This is a genomic window from Enhydrobacter aerosaccus, assembly GCF_900167455.1.
Classification (GTDB): Bacteria; Pseudomonadota; Alphaproteobacteria; order Reyranellales; family Reyranellaceae; genus Reyranella; species Reyranella aerosaccus.
On sequence record NZ_FUWJ01000002.1, the window covers coordinates 88,796 to 112,190 of the forward strand.

A 23,395-nucleotide genomic window follows, 5' to 3' on the forward strand; every position below is an offset into this window, starting at 1 on the left:
ATCCGATGCATTGGCTGCTCGACGCCTGGATCGGCACCCAGACCTGGCTGTTCGAGACTTTCGTCAGCCCGGTCCTGTTCCATTTCAACCTGATGGAGTGGTTCGACGACGCCTTCGATGCGGTCGAATTCTTCATGCTGGGCGTAGTGCAGATCCTGGTCATCGCGCTCCTCATGCGACCGCTCGAGAAGCGCCGGCCGATGGAGAACGTGAAGAACAGGCGTCTGCCGGCCGTCGATCGCGTCTACACGGTACTCAGCAAGCTTGGCGTCGTTCCCCTCGTCGTGTTCGTGATCGCCTATCCGATCACCAACGAGATCGAGTTGCAGATGCGCGGTCTGGGCATCGCGCCGCCGCGAATCGAGAGCCTGATGCCGTGGCTGCACGACCATCCGCTGGTCACGTTCCTGATCTATTTCGCGCTGTACGACTTCGCGGCCTACTGGATCCATCGTGCCCAGCACGGCTTCTCGTGGTGGTGGGCGCTGCACAGCCTGCATCACAGCCAGCGCGAGGTGACGGCCTGGACCGACGATCGCAACCACGTGCTGGACAGCCTGCTGGTGACCCTGGTGCTGGTGATCTTCTCGCAATCGGTCGGCGTGCAGCCTGGCGACTATGTCTCGATCCTCATGGTCGGGCGACTGATCGAGAGCTGGTCGCACGCCAATGTCGATCTGGGTTTCGGCCGGATCGGCGACCGGCTGCTGGTGGGCCCTCGCTTCCATCGGCTGCATCATGCTTTGGGAACACCGGCGGAGCCCCGCATTTACGATCATAACTATGCGCTGGTCTTCCCCCTCTGGGACATGCTGTTCGGCACCGCGCGGTACGACCGCAAGGCCCGCCCGATGGGGGTGGAAGACCCGGCCATCGATGCCGACAACGACCTGGGCTGGCTGGGCCAGCAGGTCGCCGGTTTCAGGCGGTTCGCCGCCGCCATACTGCCTCGTCTCGCGGGCTGAACGTCGGGCAGGCGGTTCCGGTCTGCCGCCACCTTCTCATTGTCCAAGTTGCTTCGTCAGGAAGGCACGCACGTCGGTGACGAAGGCCTTCCAGGCCGCTTCGTTGGCACCGTAATGGGCACCACAGCAACCGCCCGGCTTGCTACGGTTGCCGGCGTCGGCCAGGTAGCGGACCGGCAGGCCCAGCGCGTCGAAGCTGTGATAGGCGCCGTCGTAAACGCGCGTCTCGATCAAGTCGCGGCCGACCGCGACGCGATCGATCACGGCCTGGCATTGCGACACAGGCGTCCAGTCGTCGAGGGCCGCCAGCGCGAACAGAGTCGGCTGCCGCACGCGCAGCCGCGGTCCCAGCGCGTCCGCCAATGCACAATCGGGATAGACCAGGATGGCCGCACGCGCCGGCGGCAGCGCATCGTCCAGACGTGGTGTGAGCGCCCGCAACATCGCGACACCGCCACCGTAGGAATAGCCCATGAAGGCGATGCGCGCGGGATCGACGAAGCTCTGCGCGCGGAGCCATTTGATCGCGGCGTCGATATCGTGGGCCCGCCGTTCCGCGTCGGCTTGCGTTGGCCAATGGCGGGCGCCGCAGACGTCCTTCAGACCGCGCGCAGAGAAGCTGTCGACGCCCAGCGCCACGTAGCCCCATCTTTGCAGCAGCGCCGCCATGCGCGCCGTATTCTGCCCCGGCCCGCCACAGCCGTGAAAGATGGCGATAGCGGCCGCGGCCTTTGCATGGTCGGAAGGCCGGTAAAGCTGGCTGGCCAGCTTCAACGTCCGGCCTCCCTCCTCGACCGGGACATGGACAGTCTGCTGCGCCCATGCCGGTACAGCCCAGACGAGACCGAGGAGCAAAAGCCAGCGCACGCGCAGAGCGACTAGATCCGCTGATCCATCTCCAGCGCTGGCTCCGGCACATCGACGCAGCCGATGATGCGTGCGGGTACGCCGGCGGCGGTGCAGCCGGCCGGCACGGCCTCGAGGACAACGCTGCCAGCCGCGATCTTCGCGCAGGCACCGATCTCGATATTGCCCAGCACCTTGGCGCCAGCCCCCAGCAGCACGCCGTGGCGAACCTTGGGATGCCGATCGCCTCGCTCCTTGCCGGTCCCGCCCAGCGTCACGCCGTGCAGCATCGACACGCCATCCTCTACGACGGCGGTCTCGCCGATGACGATGCCGGTGCCGTGATCGAGGAACAGCCCCTTGCCGATGACGGCGCCGGGATGGATGTCGAGGGCGAACAGCGAGCTGGCGCGGCTCTGGAGATAATGGGCCAGCGCGCGGCGTCCCTGCTTCCAGAGCCAGTGGCCGGCGCGATAAGTCTGCAGCGCGTGATAGCCCTTGAACCAGAGCAGCGGATCGAGATGGGACGTGCAGGCCGGATCGCGCTCGGCCACGGCAACGATATCGGCGCGCGCCGCGAGACCGATGGCCGGATCGGCGTTGAAGGCTTCGTCGAAGATCTGCCGGATCAGAGCCGCCGGCACCTCGGTCGTGCCGACAAGGCGCGCCAGATGATAGCTGAGGGCACCTTCGAAGCGTGACTGGCTGAGGATGGTGGCATGAAGCATCCCGGCTAGAACAGGCTCCGCCGCCGCCGCTGCCTGGGCCGCTTCACGGATCTTGCTCCACACCGGATCGACCGACCACCGGTCGGCCGCGTTCTTGACGACTGCGCTATCCATTGGCGCTCTCCTCCGCCCCATCGGCTCGCGACGGGACCGATTGAAAGGCCTCCCGATCGCTAGTCTACGTCCGACGCGTTACAGCCGCAAATCACTGCTTGGCCCGCGATTCCAGCTCCGCGATCAAGGCGTCGACCTTGCCGCCGTGATTCTGGATGTAGGAATTGAAATCCGAGCGTCTAGTCATGACCATGCTGACGCCCTCCACCTTCACGTCGGTGATGCGAGGCCGTCCGGCCTCGTCGCGCACCTCCCACTGGATGGAGATGGGCTGGCCGTTGCTCTGGTTCAGCTTGCTGTCGACGACGGACACGCCGTTCGGGCGCGGGCTGACGCGGCCGACCGATAGCGTCTGGCCGAGATACTGGCCGAAGCGCTCGCTATAGGCATGGGCTTCCGCGCTGGCGGCCGCCTTGAGGAAGCGCTGCTGCTCCTCGGGCGTGGTTCCGTTCCAGTGCGTGCCGAGGGCCGAGCGTCCCATGAAGTTGAGATCGAAATCCGTCTCCAGGACCTTCTTGAAGGCTGCCTCGCGAGCGGGGCCAGGCGTCGTGCTCTTGATGAGCTCGATCACCCTGTTGGCGACGCTCTCGATGAAGGTTGCGGCCGGCGCGTCGGCAGCATGCACTGCCAACGGCACGGACAGGGTTGAGGCGATGGCCGCGGCTCCGGCGGCCAGCCGTAGCACATGACGACGTGAGGCGAACTGCGACACCGTTCTCTCTCCCAGCAAAGATCCAAACTTGGAGATCAAGTCCTAGCGCACAAGCGCAAGGTTGTCGCGCCGTTCCAGCTCAGCCTTGGCATCGGGCGACCGCTTCTGGCGAATCTGTTCAGCCCGCTGCTGCGTATAGGCGCTGCGCAACGCCGCGTAGTAGTCGACGCTGTTCTTCTCCAGATCGTCCAGCGCATACATCGTGCGAACTCGCGTATCGACCACGGTCGCGCCAACGCGGCTGCCGGCATAAATCCAATAAGGGGTGCTTCCCCAGATGCTGTAGATCGCGATGCCGAACGGATCGAGCGAGCCGTCGGCGACAAGGCCCGCGGCATCGCGGACATTCGACGGCCCGAGCAACGGCAGCATGATGTAGAAGCCGCCGTTCTCAGGCTCGACGCCGGCATAATAGCCGATCGTCAGGCCGGCGTCGTTCTTCGACGGCTCGAGGCCCATCGACTTGGCGACGTCGAAAAGGCCGGCCACACCGATGGTGCTGTTGATCAGGAAGCGGGCCATGGTGGTGGCAGCCCGGTGTGCCTTGCCTTGCACGGCCTCGTTTAGGGCCGTGATCGGTTCGCCGAGGTTGGTGACGGCGTTGTGCACGCCCTTCTGGGCCGGATCCGGCACCGTATCCCGGTACAGGACCGCAACCGGGCGCAGGGCGATGGTGTCGACTGCGCGATTGATCGAGAAAATGAATCGGTTGGGCGTCTCGAGCGGATCCCAGACGTCCTCCGCCCCGGTATCCTTGGTGGCGCAGCCACCGACCAGCGCCGCCGCCGCGACAGCCAACACTGCGGACCGGCGAAGATGCCCAGCCGCCGCCTTCAAAAAACCTTGGCCCATGGATTCCTATCCAGCCCCTATCTGCGACCCTCGCCCCAGGGTCTGGACGCCTAAGCGGCTTGTTGTGCCGCGACTTTGAAACAGTCTCGCATAGGGCCAAGACAGTTTGAAGTGCATAGCAAGGGACGGCCGGAAGTTGTGGCAAAGCAGTCACAATCTGGTTGATAACACTATCTTGCAAACATAAAGATATGCTTATATTCTTCAGCCTATGGATCACCTGCTCACCCTGCTGCGGGCCGCCGCCGAGGATACGCGCTTGCGGATCCTGGCGCTGGCGGCGCGAGAGGATTTGACGGTCAGCGATTACGTGCACGTGCTGGGGCAGAGCCAGCCGCGCGTCTCGCGTCACCTGAAACTGCTGGTCGAGGGCGGATTGCTGGAGCGCTTCCGCGAAGCGCAGTTCACCCGGTTCCGGTTGGTCAGCAGCGGCGACGATGCCCAATTGGTGCGGGAATTCGTCCGTCGCCTCGATCCGAAGCATCCCCGCCTGGCCGCCGATCGGGCTCGTCTGGACGCCCTGCAACAGCGTCGCCAGACCGCTGCCGCGCGCTTCTTCCGCGACAACGCGCAGCGCTGGGACGAATTGCGGGCCCTGCACGTCGCCGATCGCGAGATCGAACGAGCCCTCGTGCATCATCTGCCGATTGGCGCGCGCCGGCTGCTCGACATCGGCACCGGTACGGGACGGCTTCTCGAAGTGCTTGCGCCCAAGGTCGAACGCGCGATCGGCGTCGACCAATCCCGTGAGATGCTGGCGCTTGCCCGGGCCAACCTCGCCCGCGCCGGCATCGACAATGCCGATATCCGCCAGGGCGACATGTACGCCCTCCCCTTCGAGTCCGAGAGCTTCGACGCCGTCACCATCCATCACGTGCTGCACTACGCCGACGATCCCGCCGCCGCGCTGACCGAAGCGGCACGCGTGGTGAAGCCGGGCGGTCTCGTGCTGGTGGTCGATTTCTCGCCGCATGATCTCGTCGAGCTGAAGCGCGAACATGCGCATGTCCATCTCGGCTTCGCCGACAATCAGGTCCAGGGCTGGCTCAGGACGGCCGGCCTGACGCCGCTCGAGCCGATCCATTTCCCCGGTCGGCGCCTGATGACCGGCATCTGGCGTGGCGAGCGGACGGTCCCCGCTCGCACTTCGCCCCACCCCGCTGCTCTTTCCAGCCAAGGAGTTTCCTGATGAGCCCCGATACCGGGCCCCTGAGTTCGAGCCCGCTTGCCGGCGGCACGGCCGAGTTCCCCGCCCGTGCTCCGCAACGCCTGAAGGTCTCGTTCGAGTTCTTTCCGCCCAAGACGGAGGCGATGGAGCACTCGCTGTGGGAAGCGGTGAAGCGCCTGGCGCCTTTGCACCCGACCTTCTTTTCCGTGACCTATGGCGCCGGCGGCTCGACCCGCCAGAGGACGCACGACACCGTGGTGCGCCTCAAGACGGAAACCGGGATCGAGCCGGCAGCCCATCTCACCTGCGTCGGCGCCACCTGCGGCGAGATCGATGAGGTGGCCCGCGCCTACTGGGATGCCGGCATTCGTCATATCGTTGCGCTGCGCGGCGATCCGCCGTCGGGTATGGGCGGCAAGTACACGCCTCATCCGGGTGGCTATGCCAACGCCGCGGCGCTGGTCGCCGGTTTGAAGAAGATCGCGCCGTTCCAGATCAGCGTCGCCGCCTATCCGGAGAAGCATCCCGATTCGCCGGATGCCGATGCGGATCTCGAGAATCTGAAGCGCAAGGTCGACGCCGGTGCCGATCGCTGCATCACGCAATTCTTCTTCGAAGCCGACGATTTCCTTCGCTTCCGGGACCGTGCCGCAGCGATCGGCATCGAGGCGCCGATCGTGCCGGGCATCATGCCGGTGTCGAACTACCAGTCGGTGGCGCGCATCGCCGGGCTGTGCGGGTCCAAGGTCCCAAGCTGGATGGCGCAACTGTTCGACGGGCTGGACGACGACGCCGAGACGCGACGCATGATCGCGGCGACCGTCGCGGGCGATCTCTGCCGGCGGCTGCGCGACGAAGGCGCCGACCAGTTCCATTTCTACACCTTGAATCGCGCCGATCTCACGTTCGCGATCTGCCATCTGTTGGGCGTGCGTCCGGCGCGCGCAGGAGGAGTATCATGACCAGCCGCATTGCCAGCCGCATGGAAAGAGCCGAGCAGCTACGAGCCATCGCCCAGGAGCGCATCCTGGTGAAGGATGGCCCCTACGGCTCGATGATCCAGACCTACAAGCTCGACGAGGCCGGCTATCGTGGCGGCCGCAGCTTCGACCACGACCAGAAGGGCAACAACGATCTCCTGAACCTCACGCGTCCCGACGTCGTGAGCGAGATTTGCAACGCCTATATCGATGCCGGCGCCGATATCCTGGCGACCAACACCTTCAACGCCAACGCCATCAGCCTCAGCGACTACGGCATCGCCGGCATGGCGCGCGAGATCAACCTGGCGGCCGCGAAACTCACACGCGCCTGCGCCGACGCGGCAACGGCCAGGAATCCCGACAAGCCGCGCTTCGTCGCCGGCGCCCTCGGCCCGACCAACAAGACGCTGTCGGTCTCTCCCAACGTCAACGACCCTGGCTATCGCGCCGTCACCTTCGACGAGATGAAAGGCATCTATCGCGAGCAGGTCGACGGCCTGCTGGATGGCGGCGTGGACTTCATCCTGATCGAGACGGTGTTCGACACGCTGAACGCCAAGGCCGCGATCGTCGCGGTCGACGAAGCCGGCGAGGCGCGCGACGAGGAGATCCCCGTCATGGTCTCCATGACCTTGACCGATCTCGCCGGCCGCAATCTCTCGGGCCAGACCGTCGAGGCCTTCTGGCATTCGGTGCGGCACGCCCGGCCGCTCACGATGGGCCTCAACTGCAGCTTCGGCGCGACCGAGCTGCATCCCTACGTGAACAGCCTGAACCCACAGGTCGACAGCCTGCTGTGCGTCTATCCCAATGCCGGCCTGCCCAACGAGCTCGGCGCCTACGACGAGCCGCCGGAGATGACCGGCAAGCTTGTCCGGGGCTGGGCCGAGAACGGCTGGCTGAACATGGTCGGCGGCTGCTGCGGCACCACACCGGCCCATATCAAGGCCATTGCCGAGGCCGTGAAGGGCGTCAAGCCACGCACCTGGCATGCCCTTCCGCCAGCCCTGCGCCTGTCCGGCATGGAAGCCGCCAGTTTCTTCTGAGTTCCGAGTACCGTCATGACCGAGCAAAGAGCCACTTTCATCAATATCGGCGAGCGCACCAACGTCACGGGCTCGGCGAGGTTCAAGAAGCTGATCCTGGAAGGCGACTATCCGGCCGCCATCGAGGTCGCACGCCAGCAGGTCGAGAGCGGCGCGCAGATCATCGACGTCAACATGGACGAGGGCCTGCTCGACGCCGAGAAGGCGATGGACACGTTCCTGAAGCTGATCGCCTCGGAACCGGACATCGCCAAGGTGCCGATCATGATCGACAGCTCCAAGTGGAGCGTGATCGAGGCCGGCCTCAAGTGCGTCGCCGGCAAGCCGATCGTCAATTCGATCTCCATGAAGGAAGGCATCGAGCCTTTCATCGCCCAGGCCCGCAAGGTGCGCCGCTACGGCGCCGCCGTCGTCGTCATGGCTTTCGACGAGAAGGGCCAGGCCGATACCAAGGAACGCAAGATCGAGATCTGCTGCCGCGCCTACGATATCCTGGTGAACAAGGTCGGCTTCCCGGCCGAGGACATCATCTTCGATCCCAACATCTTTGCCGTGGCGACGGGCATCGAGGAGCACAACAACTACGGCGTCGATTTCATAGAGGCGACGCGCGAGATCAAGAAGCGCTGCCCGGGCGCCAAGATCTCCGGCGGCGTCTCAAATCTCTCCTTCGCCTTCCGCGGCAATGAGCCGGTGCGCAAGGCCATGCACTCGGTGTTCCTGTATCACGCCATCCAGGCCGGCATGGACATGGGCATCGTCAATGCGGGCCAGCTCGAGGTCTATGACCAGATCCCGCAGGAGCTGCGCGACGCTTGCGAGGACGTGATCCTGAACCGGCGGCCCGACGCCACCGAGCGTCTTCTGGAACTGGCGCCCAAGTACAAGGGCACGGGTGAGGCTGCCGAAACCCAGGATGCCGAGTGGCGCAGCTGGCCTGTCGAGAAGCGGCTGGAGCATGCGCTGGTCAAGGGCATCGACCAGTACGTCGTCGCCGACACCGAGGAGGCGCGCCAGCAGATCGCGCGACCGATCGAGGTGATCGAAGGCCCGCTGATGGCCGGCATGAACGTGGTCGGCGATTTGTTCGGCGCCGGCAAGATGTTCCTGCCGCAGGTCGTGAAGAGCGCCCGCGTGATGAAGAAGGCGGTCGCGCACCTCCTCCCCTACATCGAGGCCGAGAAGACCGAGGGCGCCAAGGCCAAGGGCAGGATCGTGATGGCGACGGTCAAGGGCGACGTCCACGATATCGGCAAGAACATCGTCGGCGTGGTCCTGCAGTGCAATAACTTCGAGGTCATCGATCTCGGCGTCATGGTGCCGTTCCAGGAGATCCTGAAATCGGCCAACGACAACAAGGCCGATATCATCGGACTGTCGGGCCTGATCACGCCGTCGCTCGACGAGATGGTCACGGTCGCCGAGGAAATGACACGGCAGGAGTTCAAGGTGCCGCTGCTGATCGGTGGCGCCACGACCTCCAAGGTCCATACCGCCTTGCGCATCGCGCCGCGCTACCATGGCCCCACGGTGCACGTCCTCGATGCCTCCCGCGCGGTGGGCGTCTGCAGCGCCCTGGTATCGGAGTCGGGCGACCAGGCCAAGGACTTCGCGGCCAAGGTCGCGGCGGAATACGAGGCGATCCGTATCGAACGCGCCGGTGGCGGCAAGGAGAAGCTGGTACCGCTCGCACAGGCGCGCGCCAATGCCTTCAAGATCGACTGGAGTGCCTATACGCCGCCGAAGCCGGCCGTGTCGGGCACGCGGGTCTTCGCCGAATATCCGTTGCACGAACTCGTGGAGCGCATCGACTGGACGCCATTCTTCCGCGCCTGGGAACTCGCCGGCACCTATCCGGAGATTCTCGACGACAAGGTCGTCGGGCAAAGCGCCAAGAAGCTGTATGCCGATGCCCGCAAGATGCTGGAGCGCATCGTGCGCGAGAAGTGGCTGACGGCGAAGGGCGTGGTCGCTTTCTGGCCGTGCCGCCGGGAGGGCGACGACGTCGTGCTGTTCGAGGACGAGACCTTCACCAAGGAAGTCTCGCGGCTTTATTTCCTGCGGCAGCAAATCGAGAAGCGCGCGCCGCGCGCCAATATGTGCCTGGCCGATTTCATCTCCCCCAAGGCCGACTGGATCGGTGGCTTCGCCGTCACGGCGGGCCACGGCATCGAGGCGCATCTGGCCCGCTTCAAGGCCGACAGCGACGATTACTCGGAGATCCTGCTGAAGGCGCTGGCGGACCGTCTCGCCGAGGCATTCGCCGAACGCCTGCACGAGCGCGTGCGCAAGACGCTGTGGGGCTACGCTCCCGACGAGGCGCTCACCAACGACGATCTCGTTCGCGAGAAGTATCGCGGCATCCGCCCGGCGCCGGGCTACCCCGCCTGCCCCGACCACAGCCAGAAGCCGGAATTGTTCCGGCTGCTCAATGCCGGTCAGAATGCCGGGATGACGCTGACCGAAAGCTTCGCCATGCTGCCGACGGCGGCGGTCTCCGGCTACTACTTCGCTCACCCCGATGCGCAGTATTTTGGCGTCGCCCGCATCGGCCGCGACCAGGTCGAGGACTATGCCAAGCGCCGCGGCATTCCCGTCGAGCAGGCGGAGAAGTACCTCCGGGCCAACATCGGGTACTGATCGCAACAGGCGGCAGCGGTCGCGGCCGTGGATTAGCCGGACCTGGGAAGCCGGCGTCCGGTGCTATCCTTCCGGACGATGGCCACCTATCTCCTCGTGCTCATTGTCGGCCTTGTCGCGGGCCTCGTGAGCGGTGTCGTCGGCACCGGCGCCACCATCATCCTGCTGCCGGTGCTGGTATTCGCCTTCGGACCGAAGGCAGCGGTGCCGATCATGGCGGTGGTGGCGCTGATGTCGAACGTCGCCAAGATCACCGCGTGGTGGAAGGAGATCGACTGGCGGGCGACGGCCTTCTATGCGCTCGGCGGCGTGCCGGGAGCCGCCCTCGGTGCCCGTACCATGCTCGCCTTGCCGCCTGCAATTGTCGACATTGCTCTCGGCAGCTTTTTTCTCCTGATGATTCCGGGGCGGCATTGGCTTGCCCGCCGAGTCCAACGGGTCCGCCCGTGGATGCTGGCGCCCGCCGGCCTGGCTATCGGGTTCCTCACGGGCGTCGTCGTCTCCACGGGGCCGCTCAGCGTGCCGCTCTTCACGGCCTACGGTCTCTCCAAAGGCGCCTTCATCGCCACCGAAGCCGCCGGCTCGCTGGCGCTTTACATCGCGAAGGCCGCCACGTTCCGGACCTTGGGTGGCTTGCCGACCGATATCATTGCCAAAGGCCTCATCACCGGTTCGTCCGTGATGGCCGGCACCTATGGCGCGCGGCTGCTGGTCGAACGTCTCCATATCGCAACCTTCCAGCGCCTGCTCGACGGCGTGATGCTGATCTCCGGCACCACCCTCATCTGGCAGGCGTTCCGCTGACCTTTGCAAAGTTGCGATAGCCGCCGGCGGCAGAGTCGTTCTTTGCGATATGTTAAGCCTATCGCCATGCTCAGCCTGCGCCAGCTCCAGCAATTCCTCGCCGTCACCGAGACGATGAGTTTCCGTCGCGCGGCGGAGCGTCTCAACATGGCGCAACCGCCGCTCACGTCAGCCATCCGCCAGATGGAGGAGGAGCTCGGGGTCCGGCTGCTGGAGCGGACCAACCGGATCATCGCGTTGACCGAAGCCGGCCGCGTGCTGCGTGAGGAAGCCCGACGCACCTTGGCCCAGGCCGCACGGGCGGAGACCCTGACGCGACGCGCCGGACAGGGCATCTCCGGTTCGTTGCGCATTGGCTTCGTCGCCAGCGCCGTACGACATCTTCTACCTGAGCTGGTCGTCAGGTTTCGCCGTTCACATCCCGAGGTGCTGCTCGATCTCACCGAGATGCCGACCGGCCGGCAGACGGAGGCGCTCTTGGAAGATCGCCTCGATATCGGCATCGTCGTGCTGCCCCTGCCGAGCAACGCCGACAAGCTGATCGCCACCCACGTCGTCCTGAAGAGCCAACTGGTCGCCGCGCTGCCGAAGCAGCATGCGCTGGCGAGCAAATCCGCGAAGCCGCTCCCTCTTGCGGCCCTGGCGCACGAACCATGGATCCTGTTTCCCGGCCATGAGGGACCCGGCCTGCAGGCCGGCATCCTCGCCGCCTGCGCCGAGGCCGGCTTCGCGCCTCAGGTCGCGCAGCGTGCCGTGCAGATGGAAACCATCCTCGGCCTCGTTGCCGCCGAACTCGGGGTCGCTCTCGTACCGGCGTTGTTCGGAGTCACGGGCTGGGATCGCGTGGCGTTCCGGCCCCTGCGCGGTCCCGGAACGCCCATCGACTATCGCCTCGCCCTGGCCTGGCGCAAGAACGACAGCTCGGCGGCGCTGGCGGCCTTTCTTACCAGCGCCGGCGCACATCGGTCGGCCCGCCCCCGGCGATAGCAAGGATCTATCGCGTCTTCAGCCAGACGGTATTGGACGCCCGTCCGGGCGCTCCCTAGCTTCGCCGCCGAGAACTGGACGGGAGAGATCTCGTGCGAATTGCGTTCATTGTTCTGGCCTTGGTGGGATCGATGATGGCCACGATACAGAGTGCCGCGGCGAGCGAGGATGTCGTGCGGGGCGACCTTCATGCGACAACGGAAGACGGCGTGCGGATCTTCGTCCGCGAGCTGAGGCCGCGTTCATGGCTGGATGGCGCGGAGCCGATCATCCTGCTGCACGGCGCGCGCGTGCCGGGACTGGCGAGCTTCGACCTGCCCGTGACAGGCGGCTCCTTCGCTGCCGATCTAGCCCAGCGGAGCGGCCGTCTGGTCTATGTCATGGATGCTCGCGGCTATGGCGGCTCGGATCGAGCTGCCGCCTTCGAGCAGCCGCCCGAGGCCAATCCGCCCCAGTCTCGCGCCTATCTCGTCGTGCGCGACATCGCGGCGGTCGTCAGCATCGCCAAGGAGCGATCCGGCAGCCGCACCGTCTGCCTGCTGGGTTGGGCGACGGGCGGCATGTGGGTCGGCTATTACGCGTCGCTGCATCCGGAGGACGTCGGCCATCTGGTCACCCTCAACGCCCTCTACGGCGGCTCGGCCCAGCATTCCCAGTTCGGCCCCGGCTCGCCGGTAAGCGATCCGGCTCATCCCGATCGCCTCAGTCCGACCATCGGCGCCTATGCCCGTTACGATGCCGCCTCCCTGCTGCCGGGATGGGACAAATCCATTCCCGTGGCAGACAAGGACCAGTGGCGCGACCCCGTCGTGGCCGCCGCCTATCAACGCGCGGCGCTGGAGAGCGACCCCGAGTCGCAAAAATCAGAACCGCCGGCATTCCGTGCGCCCATGGGCGCCATCGAGGACAGCTTTTATCAAGCCAGCGGACGACGCCTGTTCGACGCCTCGACGATCACAGGTCATATCCTGGTCGTGCGATCCGAGCGCGACTTCTGGAGCCGGCCGGAGGACGTCCAAGCCTTCGCACATGACGCCGTTCATGCCCGGTCGATCAGGATCGTGGCCCTGCCGGAGGCGACGCACTTCGTGCATCTCGATCGACCGGAGCGCGGACGCGGCCAGTTGCTGGACGCCCTGCAGGGCTTCCTCGTCGAGCCCTGAAGCGCTTCAGGCTGCGGCGGGCTCCAACGCACAGCCGGCAACGGTGATGCGATGCATCAGGCGTCGTTCGCCGTGGTAGTCATTGGCGGCGTAGTGCCAGGTCGCGCGATTGTCCCAGAAGGCGATCGAGCCTTCCTGCCAGCGGAAGCGACAGGTAAATTCGGGCCGCGCGGCATGACGGTAGAGATGGTCGAGAAGCGGTCTGCTGTCCTCGACCGACCAATTCTCGAAACGCAGGGTAAAGGCCGGATTGACATAGAGTGCCTTGCGACCGCTCAGCGGATGCCGGATCACGACCGGATGCACGACGTCGTCACCGACCAGATGCTGATTGCCGTAGCGACCGGCGCCCTCCGGGTTCTTCGCGTTGACGCCCTGTGCGCCGAAGATATGGGCCGAGCCGTGAACGGCCCGCATGCCTTCAAGCGTTCGCTGGAGCCCGGCCGAAAGGGTCTCGAAAGCGCGATACATGTTGGCGAACAGCGTATCGCCGCCCTCCTCCGGCAACTCCTGGGCCAGCAGGATCGAGCCCATCGCGGGCTCGGGGTCGTAGCTATGGTCGGTATGCCAGCCGCCGCCGATATTGGTCTTCTCCTGCGGCTCCTTGCGCACCTCGGCGATCTCGGGATGGCCGGGGACAGACTTGAAGAAGCGGTTGACGTCGATGGGCGCCCAGCGCCGAGCGAACGCGATATGCTGCTCCGGCGTAAGGTGCTGGTTGCGAAAGAAGATGACGCCGTGCTCGACGAAGGCACTGCGCACCTCGTCCCATTGCCGATTGGTCAACGCGGTCAGATCGACGCCCAGGACCTCGGCGCCACAGCCTCCGGTGACCTTGCGCATCTCGATTGTTTCGTAGGTCATGCGCTTCCTCCCGGCGACAAGCCTAGCCCGGATGCACGCCCAGCAACAACAGCGTGACGGACAGGGTGACGATGCTGGCGCCGGTGGAGAGGACGACGGCATTCGTCGCCAAGCCGACGCCCGTTCGATAGAGCTGCGCCACAAGATACACGTTAGCGCCGGCCGGCATTGCCGCGTTCAATGTCGCGACGGTGAGCCAGAGCGGATCGAGGGCGAACAGGTAACGGCCGGCTGTCCATACCATCAGCGGAAGGGCGACAAGCTTGAAGACGGCCGTGACGGCGGCGGTCTGCCAGTGCTCCTTGAGCCCGACATGGGCAAGCGAGGCGCCGGCCATGATCAGGCCGCAGGGCGCCGCAGCGGTTGCCAGGCCCTGCAGAACGCGGTCGATCACGACGGGCGTGCCGAGCCCCGGCACGAGGGCCGTGATTTCGGACCAGGCAAGGCCTGCAAAGATGGGCGGCAGGACAGGATGCTTCAGCATCGCTAGGGCCGCTCCACCGAGCTTGCGCAGCAGATGCGTCTGGCCGGCTCCCTGGGCGCCGATCTCCATCAGGAAGGAGGAAAGCGTCAGCATGGCGAGGGAGTTGACGCTGATGATCATCAGCAGAGGCACCAGCCCCTTCTCGCCGAAGGCGTAGGAGACGAAGGGAATCCCGATGCCGACGCCATTGCAGAAGGTGGCCGACAACGCGAACACCGCGCGCTCGCTGAAGCGCAGTCCGAGGACGCGGGCCAGCAGCAGCATCAGGAAATAGAGGATGAGACCGGCGCCGAAGAAGACGATCAGGATGTCCGGCGACAGCGCGTCGATCCGCACATGCGACATGGAGCGGAACAGCAGAGCCGGAAAGAAAGCGTAGAAGGTGACGTTGGTGAGGCCGCGCAGCCCTTCGGGCCGCAGGAGACTGGTACGGCCGATCACCCAGCCCACCGCGACCATGCCGAACACCGGCACGATGATCTCGAGGATGGCCTTCATGCGCAGAGGAAGCGCCACTTCCGTGGCGCGAGTTCCTTCAGGGTCGGCAAAGACGCGCGACAGGTGTCGCGCGTCTCCAGCACGGCTTACGCCGCCATGGCGAGGTTGCTGTACCGCGTCAGATGATGCTGCTGGTTGCCGAATATCAGGTCGATCATCGTCAGCCGCTTGAAGTAATGGCTGACCGAAAGCTCGTCCGTCACACCCATGCCGCCATGCATCTGCACGGCGCTCTGGCCGCAGAACCTGCCCGACTTGCCGATCTGGACCTTGGCGCCCGAGGCGGCCTTGTGGCGCACGACGGGATCCTTGTCCTCGATCTTGAGGGACGCCATCAGCGTCATCGAGCGGGCTTCCTGCGCGTTGGTGAAGCAATCCACCATGCGATGCTGCAGAACCTGGAACTTGCCGATCGGCACCCCGAACTGCTTGCGAGTCTTGATGTATTCCAGGGTCGCGGCGTTGATGGCGTCCATGCAGCCGGTCGCCTCGGCGCAGAGCGCGACGATGGCGCGGTCCACCGCATCCTCCACCACCGGGAAGGCGGCATCGACCGTTCCCAGCACGGCATCGGCACCGACCGACACCTTGTCGAAGGTGAGCTCGGATGCGCGCAGTGCATCCTGGGTCGGGTAGTCGCGGCGCGACAGGCCTTTGGCGTTGCCATCGACCAGGAACAGGGTCAGGCCCTTTTCCTCGCGCGCACCGCCGGCGGTGCGGGCAAGCACGATGATCTGATCGGCCGAAGCGGCGTTGTAGACCACGCCCTTGTGGCCCGACAGCGACCAGCCACTGCCATCCTTGGTCGCCTTGAGCGAGACGTCGGCGAGATTGTAGCGGCTCTGGCGCTCCAGCCAGGCGAAGGCGAACTGCTTCTTGCCCTCGATCATGGGCGTCAGCAGCGCCTCCTTCTGCGCGGCGCTGCCGGCCGCGGCGATCATGCCGCCGCCCAGCACCACTGTCGGCAGGAACGGCTCCAGCACCAGGCCTTTGCCGAACTGCTCCATGACGATCATGGTCTCGATCGGACCGCCGCCGTAGCCGCCATCCTCTTCCTTGAAGGACATGCCGAGCCAGCCGAGTTCGGCCATCTGCGCCCAGTTTTCCGGCAACCACCCGCGGTCCGTCGCGACGATCTTGCGGCGGTTCTCGAAAGTATATTTGTCGCGAACAAAGCGTTCGGCCGCATCCTGCAGCTGCTTCTGTTCGTCGGACAGGGACAGATCCATCTTTCTCCTCCGAAATCTTGCGTTTCTTATAGCGCCAAAGCCTAGAGGCCCAACACCATCTTGGACACGATGTTCTTCTGAATCTCGTTGCTGCCGCCGTAGATGCTGGTCTTGCGCATGTTGAAATAGCGCGGCGCCGCCGGCGGCGCATGGTCCGGACCGATCGGCGTCTCGTTGGTATCGTGGAACAGCATGCCGGGCTGGTACGGCTGGGCATATTCGCCCACCGCCTCCATGGTCAGCTCGGCGATGCGTTGCTGGATCTCGGACCCACGGATCTTCAGTGTGGAGACTTCCGGCCCGGGCGCCCCGCCCAGCGCCATGGTCGACAGCGCCCGCAGTTCACTCATCTCCAGAGCCTGCACCTGCAGATCGATATCGGCAATCTGGGCGGCGAAGGCCGGATCGTCGGCCAAAGTACGGCCGTTCTGCGGTTCCGTGCGCGCGATATCCCGCAGCGAGCGCACGCCGCGCTTCGAGGCCGGGACCTCGGCGATGCCCAATCGCTCGTTCGCGAGCAGGAACTTGGCGCAGGTCCAGCCCTCGCCCTCCTTGCCGATGCGGTTGGCCACCGGAACCTTCACATTATCGAGGAAGACATCGTTCACGTGGTGCGCGCCGTCCATCATGATGATGGGACGAACCGACACGCCTGGGGTCTTCATGTCGATCAGCAGGAAGGAGATGCCTTCCTGCGGCTTGGCGTCCGGATTGGTGCGGACCAGGCAGAAGATCCAGTCGGCCCAATGGGCAAAGGAGGTCCAGGTCTTCTGTCCGTTGACGATGTAGTAGTCGCCCTCGCGTACGGCGCGTGTGCGCAGGTTGGCGAGATCGGATCCCGCGCCCGGCTCGGAATAGCCCTGACACCAGGCGACGTCGGAGCTGCGGATGCCGGGCAGAAAGCGTTCCTTCTGCTCGTCGGTCCCGAAGGTGTAGATGACCGGCCCGACCATCTTGACGCCGAACGGGATGATGCGCGGCGCCCCCTCTTCGGCGAGCACATTCTCGAACAGGAAGCGTTGCGTCACGTCCCAGCCCGGGCCGCCGTACTTCTTGGGCCACGTATAGGGCAGCCAACCCTTGCGACCGAGTGCCTTCTGCCAGTCGACATGGTCGGCGCGATCGTAATGCTTGCCTGCGAAGGTCTTGGCCTTCGTCGTTGGCGACAGGTTGTTGCGGGCGAAGTCGCGCACTTCGTCGGCAAAGGCCTGATGCTCAGGCTTCAATGCGAGGTCCATCGCCTCCTCCCGCTTTACAGACCGAGCACCATCTTGCTGATGATGCCTTTTTGAATCTCGTTACTGCCGCCGTAGATCGTGGTCTTGCGCGTATTGAAGTAACGCGGCGCAGTGAGATGGGCGTATTCCGGGCCGACCGGCTCCTCGTTGGAGCCGTGCCACAGCAGGCCTGGCAGATAGGGCGCGGCATACTCGCCCACCGCTTCCATGGTGAGTTCGGTGATCCGCTGCTGGATCTCGGAACCGCGGATCTTGAGGCCGGACACCTCGGGCCCGGGCTGGCCGCCCTGCGCCATCTGCGACAATACGCGCAGCTCCGTGAATTCGAGGGCCGTCACCTGGATCTCGAGATCGGCGATCTTCTCGGCGAAGCTGGGATTCTCGATCAACGGCTTGCCGTTGTCCTGTTCGGCCCGGGCGATGTCCTTCAGCGCTTCGACCCCACGCTTGGATTGCGGGACGGCGGCGATGCCCAGCCGCTCGTTGGCCAACAGGAACTTGGCGCAAGTCCAGCCCTCGTTCTCCTTGCCGACGAGGTTGGCAACCGGAACCTTCACGTTGTCGAAGAAGACCTCGTTCACCTCGTGGCCGCCATCGGCCATGATGATCGGCTTCACGGTGATGCCGGGCGTCTTCATGTCGATCAGCAGGAACGAGATGCCTTCCTGCGGCTTGGCTTTCGGATCGGTGCGCACGAGGCAGAAGATCCAGTCGGCCCAGTGGCCCATCGTGTTCCAGGTCTTCGATCCGTTGACGATGTAATGATCGCCGTGCTTCTCGGCCTTGGTACGCAAGCTGGCGAGATCCGAGCCCGAGCCTGGCTCCGAATAGCCCTGGCACCACCAGACGGTGCTCTCTCGGATGGCGGGAAGGAACTTCGCCTTCTGTTCGTCGCTGCCGAACGTGTAGATCACCGGCCCGACCATCTTGGTGCCGAACGGAATGATGCCAGGCGCATACTCCTCGGCGCAGACGTTCTCGAAAATGTAACGCTGGGCCGGCGTGAAGCCCGGACCGCCATGTTTCTTGGGCCAAGTGTAGACCAGCCAACCCTTCTTCCCGAGCGCCTGCTGCCAGCGCATGTAATCGTCGCGGCCGAGATGCTTGCCGTTCTTCACCTTGTCGCGCACATCGGCCGGCAGGTTGGCCTTCACGAAGGTGCGCACGTCATCGGCAAATTTCTGTTCTTCCGCTGTAAAAGCGAGATCCATAGGCCCCTCCCGGGCTCCGGCAGCTGACAAATTTTGTGGCGCCGGAGTTTAACGGCCGACCCGCCTTGGACAAGCGCGGAGATACCGGTTCGCGGCTGATAGCGCCGCGACGCGGAACAGCTTTCCGTAAGAAAGTTCAACGGAAATTGGTTCCATCCGCCATCGGGACTGTGGCCGGACCCTCTCTCGACTGTCCCAGATCGACTACCGCGCGCGACCGCGACGCATCATACGATGCCACCGTTTCGACCGCGTCTCATCTTCACGCGATGACGCGTTTTCGGCGCGGCGAATGTGGCGAACTGGCAACGGTTCCGGCTTCATCTCGCCGCAATTTGATCCAGATCAACTCCGCTGCTCCCGCCATCCATATCGTTCGCCGCGACGTTGAAAGCAGGAGTATTCCGAATGAAAATAACACTCATCGCGCGTGCTGCGGCGGCGGCAACTCTCATGACCTGCGTGTTGTGGCAGCCGGCGAAGGCGGACGACACGGTAACGACGCAAGCTCAGGCCGCTTCGACCAATTCGTCGGATATACAGGACTGGAGCCGCTGGCAGATTCGCCTGCGTGCGCTGGGTGTCGTGACGGACACCTCCTCGGCCACGGCCACCGTTCAAGGCGTGCCGGCGCTCTCGACCCCGAATTCCGGCCTCTCCGTCGGCAACTCGGTCGTCCCCGAACTGGACATCACGTACTACTTCACTCGTAACATTTCGGCCGAACTGATCCTGGGCGTGAGCCAGAATCACATCACCGGCAATGGAGCCCTGACCGGTCTCGATGTCGGCAGCACCTGGCTGCTTCCCCCGACCCTGACGGTCCAATACCACTTCACCGACTTCGGCCGCTTCCAGCCCTATCTCGGTGTCGGCATCAACTATACGTTCTTCTTCGGCCAGCAGCCGGCAGGCGCCTATACGCCAGGCGGCCTCGCGATCACCAACCTGAACATCCACAATACCGCTGGCTTCGCAGCGCAGGCCGGCTTCGACTACATGATCGACAAGCATTGGGGCATCAACTTCGACGTCAAGAAGCTGATCCTGCGCCCGAATTACGACGCCTGGGTCAACAACAGCATCTATGTCAGCGGCACCGCCGCTCTCGATCCCTGGCTGTTCGGCGCCGGCATCACCTACCGCTTCTAAAGCGGATCGATCTCTTTTCCTGCCGAAGCCCTCGGTCTCACGGCCGAGGGCTTCGTGCTGATGGCGATCGTCAAGGCACGATCAGCGTCTTATCTGCTTTCAGTTTCTCGATCTCGGCGTCGCTGAGTCCGGCTTCGCGCAATACCTCGACCCCGTCGCCGCCCAGCCGAGGCGCATGGCGCCGATACTCGACCTTGGTCTTCTCGAAATCGAACGGGCTGGCGAAGGTCTTGATCGGCCCTTCGCTGGGATGCTCGCGGTCGGTGAAAAATCCCGTTGCCGTGAGGTGCGGATCCTCCAGCAGTTGCTCCATCGAATGGACTGGCATCGCCGGAATGTCGGCCTTGTCGAAGGCCTCCAGCCATTCCTCCGTCGTCCGATGCTTCAGCAACGAATCCAGCACCTGATAGAGCTCGCTGAAATGCTTGGCGCGCTCGTTACGATCCACGAATCTCTTGTCCTTGGCGAGGTCGGGGCGGCCCGCCAGTTCGAAGAAGGTGATCCAGTGCGCGTCCGTGTAGGGCAATGCACAGACATAGCCATCCTTCGTCGGGAACGGATGGCGAAACTTGTTGATGATCCGGTCATAGCCCATGTCGCCGCGTGGCGGAGTCCAAGTCGCCCCGAACAGATGCTCGGTGAGCCAGAACGAGGTCAGGGTCTCCAGCATCGGCACCTCGATCAGCTGGCCCTCGCCCGTCGCTTTGCGGTGATAGAGGGCGCCCAGCACCGCAATGCAGAGATGCAGGCCGGTGGTCTTGTCCGCCACCAGGCTCGGCATGAAACGGGGCGGCCCGCCATCGACCCGGCTTTGCAGGGATGCGGCGCCGCTCACGCCTTGCACAAGATCGTCGAAGGCCGGCTTGTGCCCATACGGTCCTTTGCGGGCGTATCCCAGCGAATAGGCGTAGATGATCGACGGATTGACCCTCTTCAGATCCTCATAACCCAATCCCAGTCGCTCGATCGCCGCCGGTCGGCTGTTGTGGATGAAGATGTCCGCCGTCTTCACCATCCCCTTCAGGATTTCCACCGCCGCCGGCCGCTTGAGGTCGAGGCAGAGTGAACGCTTGTTGCGATTGGCGGCCATGTAGATCGGCCCCATGTTCTTGTCGCGGCTCATCGATCCGCCCGATGCCCGCAACAGGTCTCCCTCCGGCGGCTCGACCTTGATCACGTCGGCGCCCATATCGGCCAGATGCTGCGTCGCGAACGGCCCCAGCAACACGGCTGTCAGATCGATCACGCGTACGCCCGCCAGCGGTCCCGGCATTTCCTCTCCTTTTCGAGTTGCTCTTTCCTTGACCGTCACTATGGCACGGCGGACGGCGATCATGCATGTTGCCGGCGCAACTCGGATAGAAGGCAGAAGGAAGAAGGATGTCCGGAGCGTTGGATGGCCTGCTGGTAGTGAGCGTCGAGCAGGCGGTGGCGGCCCCTTACTGTTCGGCTCGCCTGGCGGATGCGGGGGCGCGGGTCATCAAGATCGAACGCCCGGAGGGTGATTTCGCCCGTGGCTACGATGCCTATGTGCATGGCCTGTCGAGCTATTTCGTTTGGCTGAACCGCGGCAAGCAGTCGGTGACGCTCGACTTCAAGCAGCCGGAAGATCTTGCCCTGCTCCACCGGCTGATCGCCAAGGCTGACGTGCTGATCCAGAACCTGGCGCCTGGCGCCGCGGATCGGGCCGGCTTTGGCTCGACCGCGATGCGGAGCCTGCATGAGCGCCTGATCACGGTCGACGTATCCGGCTACGGCGATCACGGTCCCTACAAGAACCGCCGGGCCTACGATCTTCTCGTCCAGGCCGAGAGCGGCCTCGCCTCGATCACCGGCACGGAGCACGCGCCGGGTCGGGTCGGCATCTCGGCCACCGATATCGGCACTGGGATGTATGCCCATGCCGCCGTCCTCGAGGCGCTGCTGGCGCGCCAGAAGACCGGCGAAGGCCGCGCCATCTCGGTGTCGCTGTTCTCCTCCATGGCGGAGTGGATGACCGTGCCGGTGCTCGGCATGGACTATTCCGCCTACGACTGGCCGCGGCTGGGGCTGACTCATCCTTTCATTGCTCCGTACGGCGTGTACGAGACGGGCGACAAGGTTCCGGTGCTGATCTCGATCCAGAACGACCGCGAGTTCGAGCGCCTCTGCAACGGGGTGATCGACCGGCCCGGCCTCGAGAAGGATCCCGACTACGCCACCAACAAGGCCCGCAACGCCCGGCGCGACCAGACCAATGCGATCGTGCAGCAGAGCTTCGGCGCGCAGACCTTCGCCGGTCTCGCCGCCCGTCTCGACGCGGCGCAGATTGCCTGGGCCCGCGTGAGCTCGGTGGCCGACCTCTCCAAGCATCCGCAGCTCAAGCGCGTGAGTTTCGGTACAGCCAAGGGCGATGTTTCCATGCCGGCGCTCGCCGCCACCTACACCGGCGAGCCGTCGCGGCTGGGCGACGTGCCGACCCTTGGCCAGCACACCGACCAGGTACGGCGCGAGTTCGCAGCCTGATGCCGCCACGCTGGCTGACGGCGCTTCGGCTTGCGGGCTACGGTGCCGGCTACTTCTTCGCCGCCGGCGCCTTCATGAGCTACTGGCCGGTCTGGCTGCGCAATCGCGGCATTTCCGATGCCGAGATCGGCACGCTGTTCATGACCCGCCAGTTCGTGGGCGTGGCAGCAACGCTTGGCATCGGCTTCCTCGCCCACCGGCTCGGCAATCTGCGCGGCATGCTGCTGGCCCTGAGCGTCGCCGCGGTGGTCATGATGGGAGCGTACCAGGTCTCCTACACGTTCCTCGCCCTGCTGCTCGTCGGCCTGATCTGGGGAGCGGTCTGGTCGCCGACGATGGCCCTCTACGACGGCGTGCTGGTGAACGAGGCGCGCGCACGCGGACTCGTCTACGGTCGCCTCCGGCTCTGGGGCTCGGTGGCTTTCATTCTCGGAACGCTGCTCTGCGGGCTCGCCGTGCAGGAGCTGGGGCCGCCCTGGGTCCTCTATGTCGGCCTCGCCGGTATCCTGTTCCTTGTGCCTTTCGCCCTCGCCCTGCCGACCGCCGAAAGCCATCCGATCGGGGCGGGTGGCCATGCGCCGTTCGGAACAAGGGATCTGTTCCGCTCGCGCCCGTTCCTTCTGTTCATGATCGCGGCCGGTTTCTGCCAGTCGAGCCATGCCGTGCTCTATAGTTTCGGCACCCTCACCTGGCGCGGCGCGGGTATCGACGACGTCACGATCAGCCTGCTGTGGGGCGAAAGCGTCGCGGTCGAGATCCTGATGATGCTGCTGAGCGGTTGGCTGATTCGCCGCATCGGTGTCACCGGCATGATCGGCATCGGCCTGGCATGCGGACTGGTGCGGCGGACCGGCCTTGCCTTCACCAACGATCTGGTGGCCCTCGTTCTCCTGCAGATATTGCATGCCGGCACCTTCGCGGCCTGCCACCTCGGCGCCATGGCGTTCATCCAGCGCGCCCTGCCCTCGAGCGGCGTGGCCTTGGGCCAGAGCCTCTATTATGCGCTGGGCACCGGTGCGACGCAGGCCGTGATCTTCCAGTTCGCCGGACTGCTCTATGACCGCTTCGGCCAGCACGCCTTTCTCGGCATGACGGTGATCAGTGCGATCGGCATGGCCGCACTGCTGATTCTGGCGCGGACCTGGAACGGCAATATGCTAGTTGGCGCGCTGCCGTCGAAAGCCTGATGCCGGCTCACAGGTCGTC

The 23,395-nt window shown here is 64.8% G+C and carries 19 protein-coding genes and 1 pseudogene; 10 read left to right on the forward strand and 10 right to left on the reverse strand.

Features of this window, described 5'->3' with window-relative positions:
- Positions 1 to 5 precede the first annotated feature (5 nt).
- The gene (locus B5D62_RS09695; RefSeq protein WP_085933682.1) at positions 6 to 965 is read left to right on the forward strand and encodes a sterol desaturase family protein; all 960 of its coding nucleotides are present in this window, start codon (positions 6 to 8) and stop codon (positions 963 to 965) included.
- Between the two features lie 36 nt (positions 966 to 1,001).
- On the opposite strand, the gene B5D62_RS09700 is transcribed toward B5D62_RS09695, so the two are convergent.
- The 4 genes from B5D62_RS09700 to B5D62_RS09715 all read right to left on the reverse strand — a co-directional run bounded on the left by B5D62_RS09700 (position 1,002) and on the right by B5D62_RS09715 (position 4,217).
- Positions 1,002 to 1,832 carry a dienelactone hydrolase family protein gene (locus tag B5D62_RS09700; RefSeq protein WP_170920862.1) on the reverse strand — a complete coding sequence of 277 codons (831 nt, stop codon included), beginning with the start codon at positions 1,830 to 1,832 and terminating at the stop codon, positions 1,002 to 1,004.
- 11 nt (positions 1,833 to 1,843) lie between these two features.
- Positions 1,844 to 2,653, reverse strand: coding sequence for a serine O-acetyltransferase (cysE, locus tag B5D62_RS09705; RefSeq protein WP_085933684.1), 810 nt, complete (start codon positions 2,651 to 2,653; stop codon positions 1,844 to 1,846).
- 91 nt (positions 2,654 to 2,744) lie between these two features.
- Complete coding sequence (locus B5D62_RS09710) at positions 2,745 to 3,365, reverse strand: MlaC/ttg2D family ABC transporter substrate-binding protein (protein ID WP_170920863.1); 621 nt, start codon at positions 3,363 to 3,365, stop codon at positions 2,745 to 2,747.
- 42 nt (positions 3,366 to 3,407) lie between these two features.
- Positions 3,408 to 4,217: an MlaA family lipoprotein gene (locus tag B5D62_RS09715; RefSeq protein ID WP_085933686.1), complete on the reverse strand. Its 810-nt coding sequence runs from the start codon at positions 4,215 to 4,217 to the stop codon at positions 3,408 to 3,410.
- A gap of 211 nt (positions 4,218 to 4,428) precedes the next feature.
- On the opposite strand from B5D62_RS09715, the gene B5D62_RS09720 reads away from it, so the two are divergent.
- The 6 genes and pseudogenes from B5D62_RS09720 (at position 4,429) to B5D62_RS09750 (ending at position 13,008) form a co-directional block, all read left to right on the forward strand.
- Positions 4,429 to 5,406, forward strand: a complete 978-nt coding sequence (locus tag B5D62_RS09720; RefSeq protein WP_085933687.1) for an ArsR/SmtB family transcription factor — start codon at positions 4,429 to 4,431, stop codon at positions 5,404 to 5,406.
- Positions 5,406 to 6,347, forward strand: coding sequence for a methylenetetrahydrofolate reductase [NAD(P)H] (gene metF / locus B5D62_RS09725; protein ID WP_085933688.1), 942 nt, complete (start codon positions 5,406 to 5,408; stop codon positions 6,345 to 6,347). The genes B5D62_RS09720 and metF overlap by 1 nt, the downstream gene beginning before the upstream one ends.
- Positions 6,344 to 10,054 (forward strand): annotated as a pseudogene (gene metH, locus B5D62_RS09735) (methionine synthase). Before metF ends, metH begins: the two are co-directional and overlap by 4 nt.
- A 78-nt stretch (positions 10,055 to 10,132) precedes the next feature.
- Positions 10,133 to 10,858 carry a sulfite exporter TauE/SafE family protein gene (locus tag B5D62_RS09740; protein ID WP_085933690.1) on the forward strand — a complete coding sequence of 242 codons (726 nt, stop codon included), beginning with the start codon at positions 10,133 to 10,135 and terminating at the stop codon, positions 10,856 to 10,858.
- A 66-nt stretch (positions 10,859 to 10,924) separates the two neighbouring features.
- A complete protein-coding gene (locus tag B5D62_RS09745; RefSeq protein WP_085933691.1) occupies positions 10,925 to 11,845 on the forward strand; it encodes a LysR family transcriptional regulator in 921 nt (306 codons plus the stop codon).
- Between the two features lie 131 nt (positions 11,846 to 11,976).
- Positions 11,977 to 13,008 (forward strand): alpha/beta fold hydrolase, encoded by a 1,032-nt coding sequence (locus B5D62_RS09750; protein WP_139373824.1) that lies wholly within the window; start codon positions 11,977 to 11,979, stop codon positions 13,006 to 13,008.
- A 6-nt stretch (positions 13,009 to 13,014) separates the two neighbouring features.
- Here the strand turns inward: B5D62_RS09750 and B5D62_RS09755 are convergent, their stop codons facing one another.
- From B5D62_RS09755 to B5D62_RS09775, 5 genes are all read right to left on the reverse strand, one after another.
- Positions 13,015 to 13,872: a TauD/TfdA dioxygenase family protein gene (locus B5D62_RS09755; RefSeq protein ID WP_085933692.1), complete on the reverse strand. Its 858-nt coding sequence runs from the start codon at positions 13,870 to 13,872 to the stop codon at positions 13,015 to 13,017.
- Between the two features lie 22 nt (positions 13,873 to 13,894).
- Positions 13,895 to 14,872 carry an AEC family transporter gene (locus B5D62_RS09760; protein ID WP_139373825.1) on the reverse strand — a complete coding sequence of 326 codons (978 nt, stop codon included), beginning with the start codon at positions 14,870 to 14,872 and terminating at the stop codon, positions 13,895 to 13,897.
- Positions 14,873 to 14,940: 68 nt separating this feature from the next.
- Positions 14,941 to 16,083: an acyl-CoA dehydrogenase family protein gene (locus B5D62_RS09765; RefSeq protein ID WP_085933694.1), complete on the reverse strand. Its 1,143-nt coding sequence runs from the start codon at positions 16,081 to 16,083 to the stop codon at positions 14,941 to 14,943.
- Between the two features lie 41 nt (positions 16,084 to 16,124).
- Positions 16,125 to 17,321 (reverse strand): acyl-CoA dehydrogenase family protein, encoded by a 1,197-nt coding sequence (locus B5D62_RS09770; protein WP_085933695.1) that lies wholly within the window; start codon positions 17,319 to 17,321, stop codon positions 16,125 to 16,127.
- Between the two features lie 14 nt (positions 17,322 to 17,335).
- Complete coding sequence (locus B5D62_RS09775; RefSeq protein WP_085933696.1) at positions 17,336 to 18,532, reverse strand: acyl-CoA dehydrogenase family protein; 1,197 nt, start codon at positions 18,530 to 18,532, stop codon at positions 17,336 to 17,338.
- A 453-nt stretch (positions 18,533 to 18,985) separates the two neighbouring features.
- On the opposite strand from B5D62_RS09775, the gene B5D62_RS09780 reads away from it, so the two are divergent.
- Complete coding sequence (locus tag B5D62_RS09780; protein ID WP_139373889.1) at positions 18,986 to 19,684, forward strand: OmpW/AlkL family protein; 699 nt, start codon at positions 18,986 to 18,988, stop codon at positions 19,682 to 19,684.
- 70 nt (positions 19,685 to 19,754) lie between these two features.
- Here the strand turns inward: B5D62_RS09780 and B5D62_RS09785 are convergent, their stop codons facing one another.
- The gene (locus tag B5D62_RS09785; protein WP_085933698.1) at positions 19,755 to 20,957 is read right to left on the reverse strand and encodes a CaiB/BaiF CoA transferase family protein; all 1,203 of its coding nucleotides are present in this window, start codon (positions 20,955 to 20,957) and stop codon (positions 19,755 to 19,757) included.
- Positions 20,958 to 21,064: 107 nt separating this feature from the next.
- On the opposite strand from B5D62_RS09785, the gene B5D62_RS09790 reads away from it, so the two are divergent.
- Both B5D62_RS09790 and B5D62_RS09795 read left to right on the forward strand, forming a co-directional pair.
- Positions 21,065 to 22,189: a CaiB/BaiF CoA transferase family protein gene (locus tag B5D62_RS09790; RefSeq protein WP_085933699.1), complete on the forward strand. Its 1,125-nt coding sequence runs from the start codon at positions 21,065 to 21,067 to the stop codon at positions 22,187 to 22,189.
- Positions 22,189 to 23,376: an MFS transporter gene (locus tag B5D62_RS09795; protein ID WP_085933700.1), complete on the forward strand. Its 1,188-nt coding sequence runs from the start codon at positions 22,189 to 22,191 to the stop codon at positions 23,374 to 23,376. The genes B5D62_RS09790 and B5D62_RS09795 overlap by 1 nt, the downstream gene beginning before the upstream one ends.
- Positions 23,377 to 23,395: the final 19 nt, after the last annotated feature.

Excerpts from the sequence above, each read along its gene's own strand:
- B5D62_RS09740 (WP_085933690.1), top strand. The coding sequence starts at position 10,133 with ATGGCCACCTATCTCCTCGTGCTCATTGTCGGCCTTGTCGCGGGCCTC.
- B5D62_RS09780 (WP_139373889.1), top strand. The coding sequence starts at position 18,986 with ATGACCTGCGTGTTGTGGCAGCCGGCGAAGGCGGACGACACGGTAACG.
- B5D62_RS09770 (WP_085933695.1), bottom strand. The coding sequence starts at position 17,321 with ATGGACCTCGCATTGAAGCCTGAGCATCAGGCCTTTGCCGACGAAGTG.
- B5D62_RS09715 (WP_085933686.1), bottom strand. The coding sequence starts at position 4,217 with ATGGGCCAAGGTTTTTTGAAGGCGGCGGCTGGGCATCTTCGCCGGTCC.
- B5D62_RS09745 (WP_085933691.1), top strand. The coding sequence starts at position 10,925 with ATGCTCAGCCTGCGCCAGCTCCAGCAATTCCTCGCCGTCACCGAGACG.
- B5D62_RS09695 (WP_085933682.1), top strand. The coding sequence starts at position 6 with ATGCATTGGCTGCTCGACGCCTGGATCGGCACCCAGACCTGGCTGTTC.
- B5D62_RS09765 (WP_085933694.1), bottom strand. The coding sequence starts at position 16,083 with ATGGATCTGTCCCTGTCCGACGAACAGAAGCAGCTGCAGGATGCGGCC.
- B5D62_RS09750 (WP_139373824.1), top strand. The coding sequence starts at position 11,977 with ATGATGGCCACGATACAGAGTGCCGCGGCGAGCGAGGATGTCGTGCGG.
- B5D62_RS09790 (WP_085933699.1), top strand. The coding sequence starts at position 21,065 with ATGTCCGGAGCGTTGGATGGCCTGCTGGTAGTGAGCGTCGAGCAGGCG.
- metF (WP_085933688.1), top strand. The coding sequence starts at position 5,406 with ATGAGCCCCGATACCGGGCCCCTGAGTTCGAGCCCGCTTGCCGGCGGC.
- B5D62_RS09785 (WP_085933698.1), bottom strand. The coding sequence starts at position 20,957 with ATGCCGGGACCGCTGGCGGGCGTACGCGTGATCGATCTGACAGCCGTG.
- B5D62_RS09775 (WP_085933696.1), bottom strand. The coding sequence starts at position 18,532 with ATGGATCTCGCTTTTACAGCGGAAGAACAGAAATTTGCCGATGACGTG.
- cysE (WP_085933684.1), bottom strand. The coding sequence starts at position 2,653 with ATGGATAGCGCAGTCGTCAAGAACGCGGCCGACCGGTGGTCGGTCGAT.
- B5D62_RS09795 (WP_085933700.1), top strand. The coding sequence starts at position 22,189 with ATGCCGCCACGCTGGCTGACGGCGCTTCGGCTTGCGGGCTACGGTGCC.
- B5D62_RS09720 (WP_085933687.1), top strand. The coding sequence starts at position 4,429 with ATGGATCACCTGCTCACCCTGCTGCGGGCCGCCGCCGAGGATACGCGC.
- B5D62_RS09755 (WP_085933692.1), bottom strand. The coding sequence starts at position 13,872 with ATGACCTACGAAACAATCGAGATGCGCAAGGTCACCGGAGGCTGTGGC.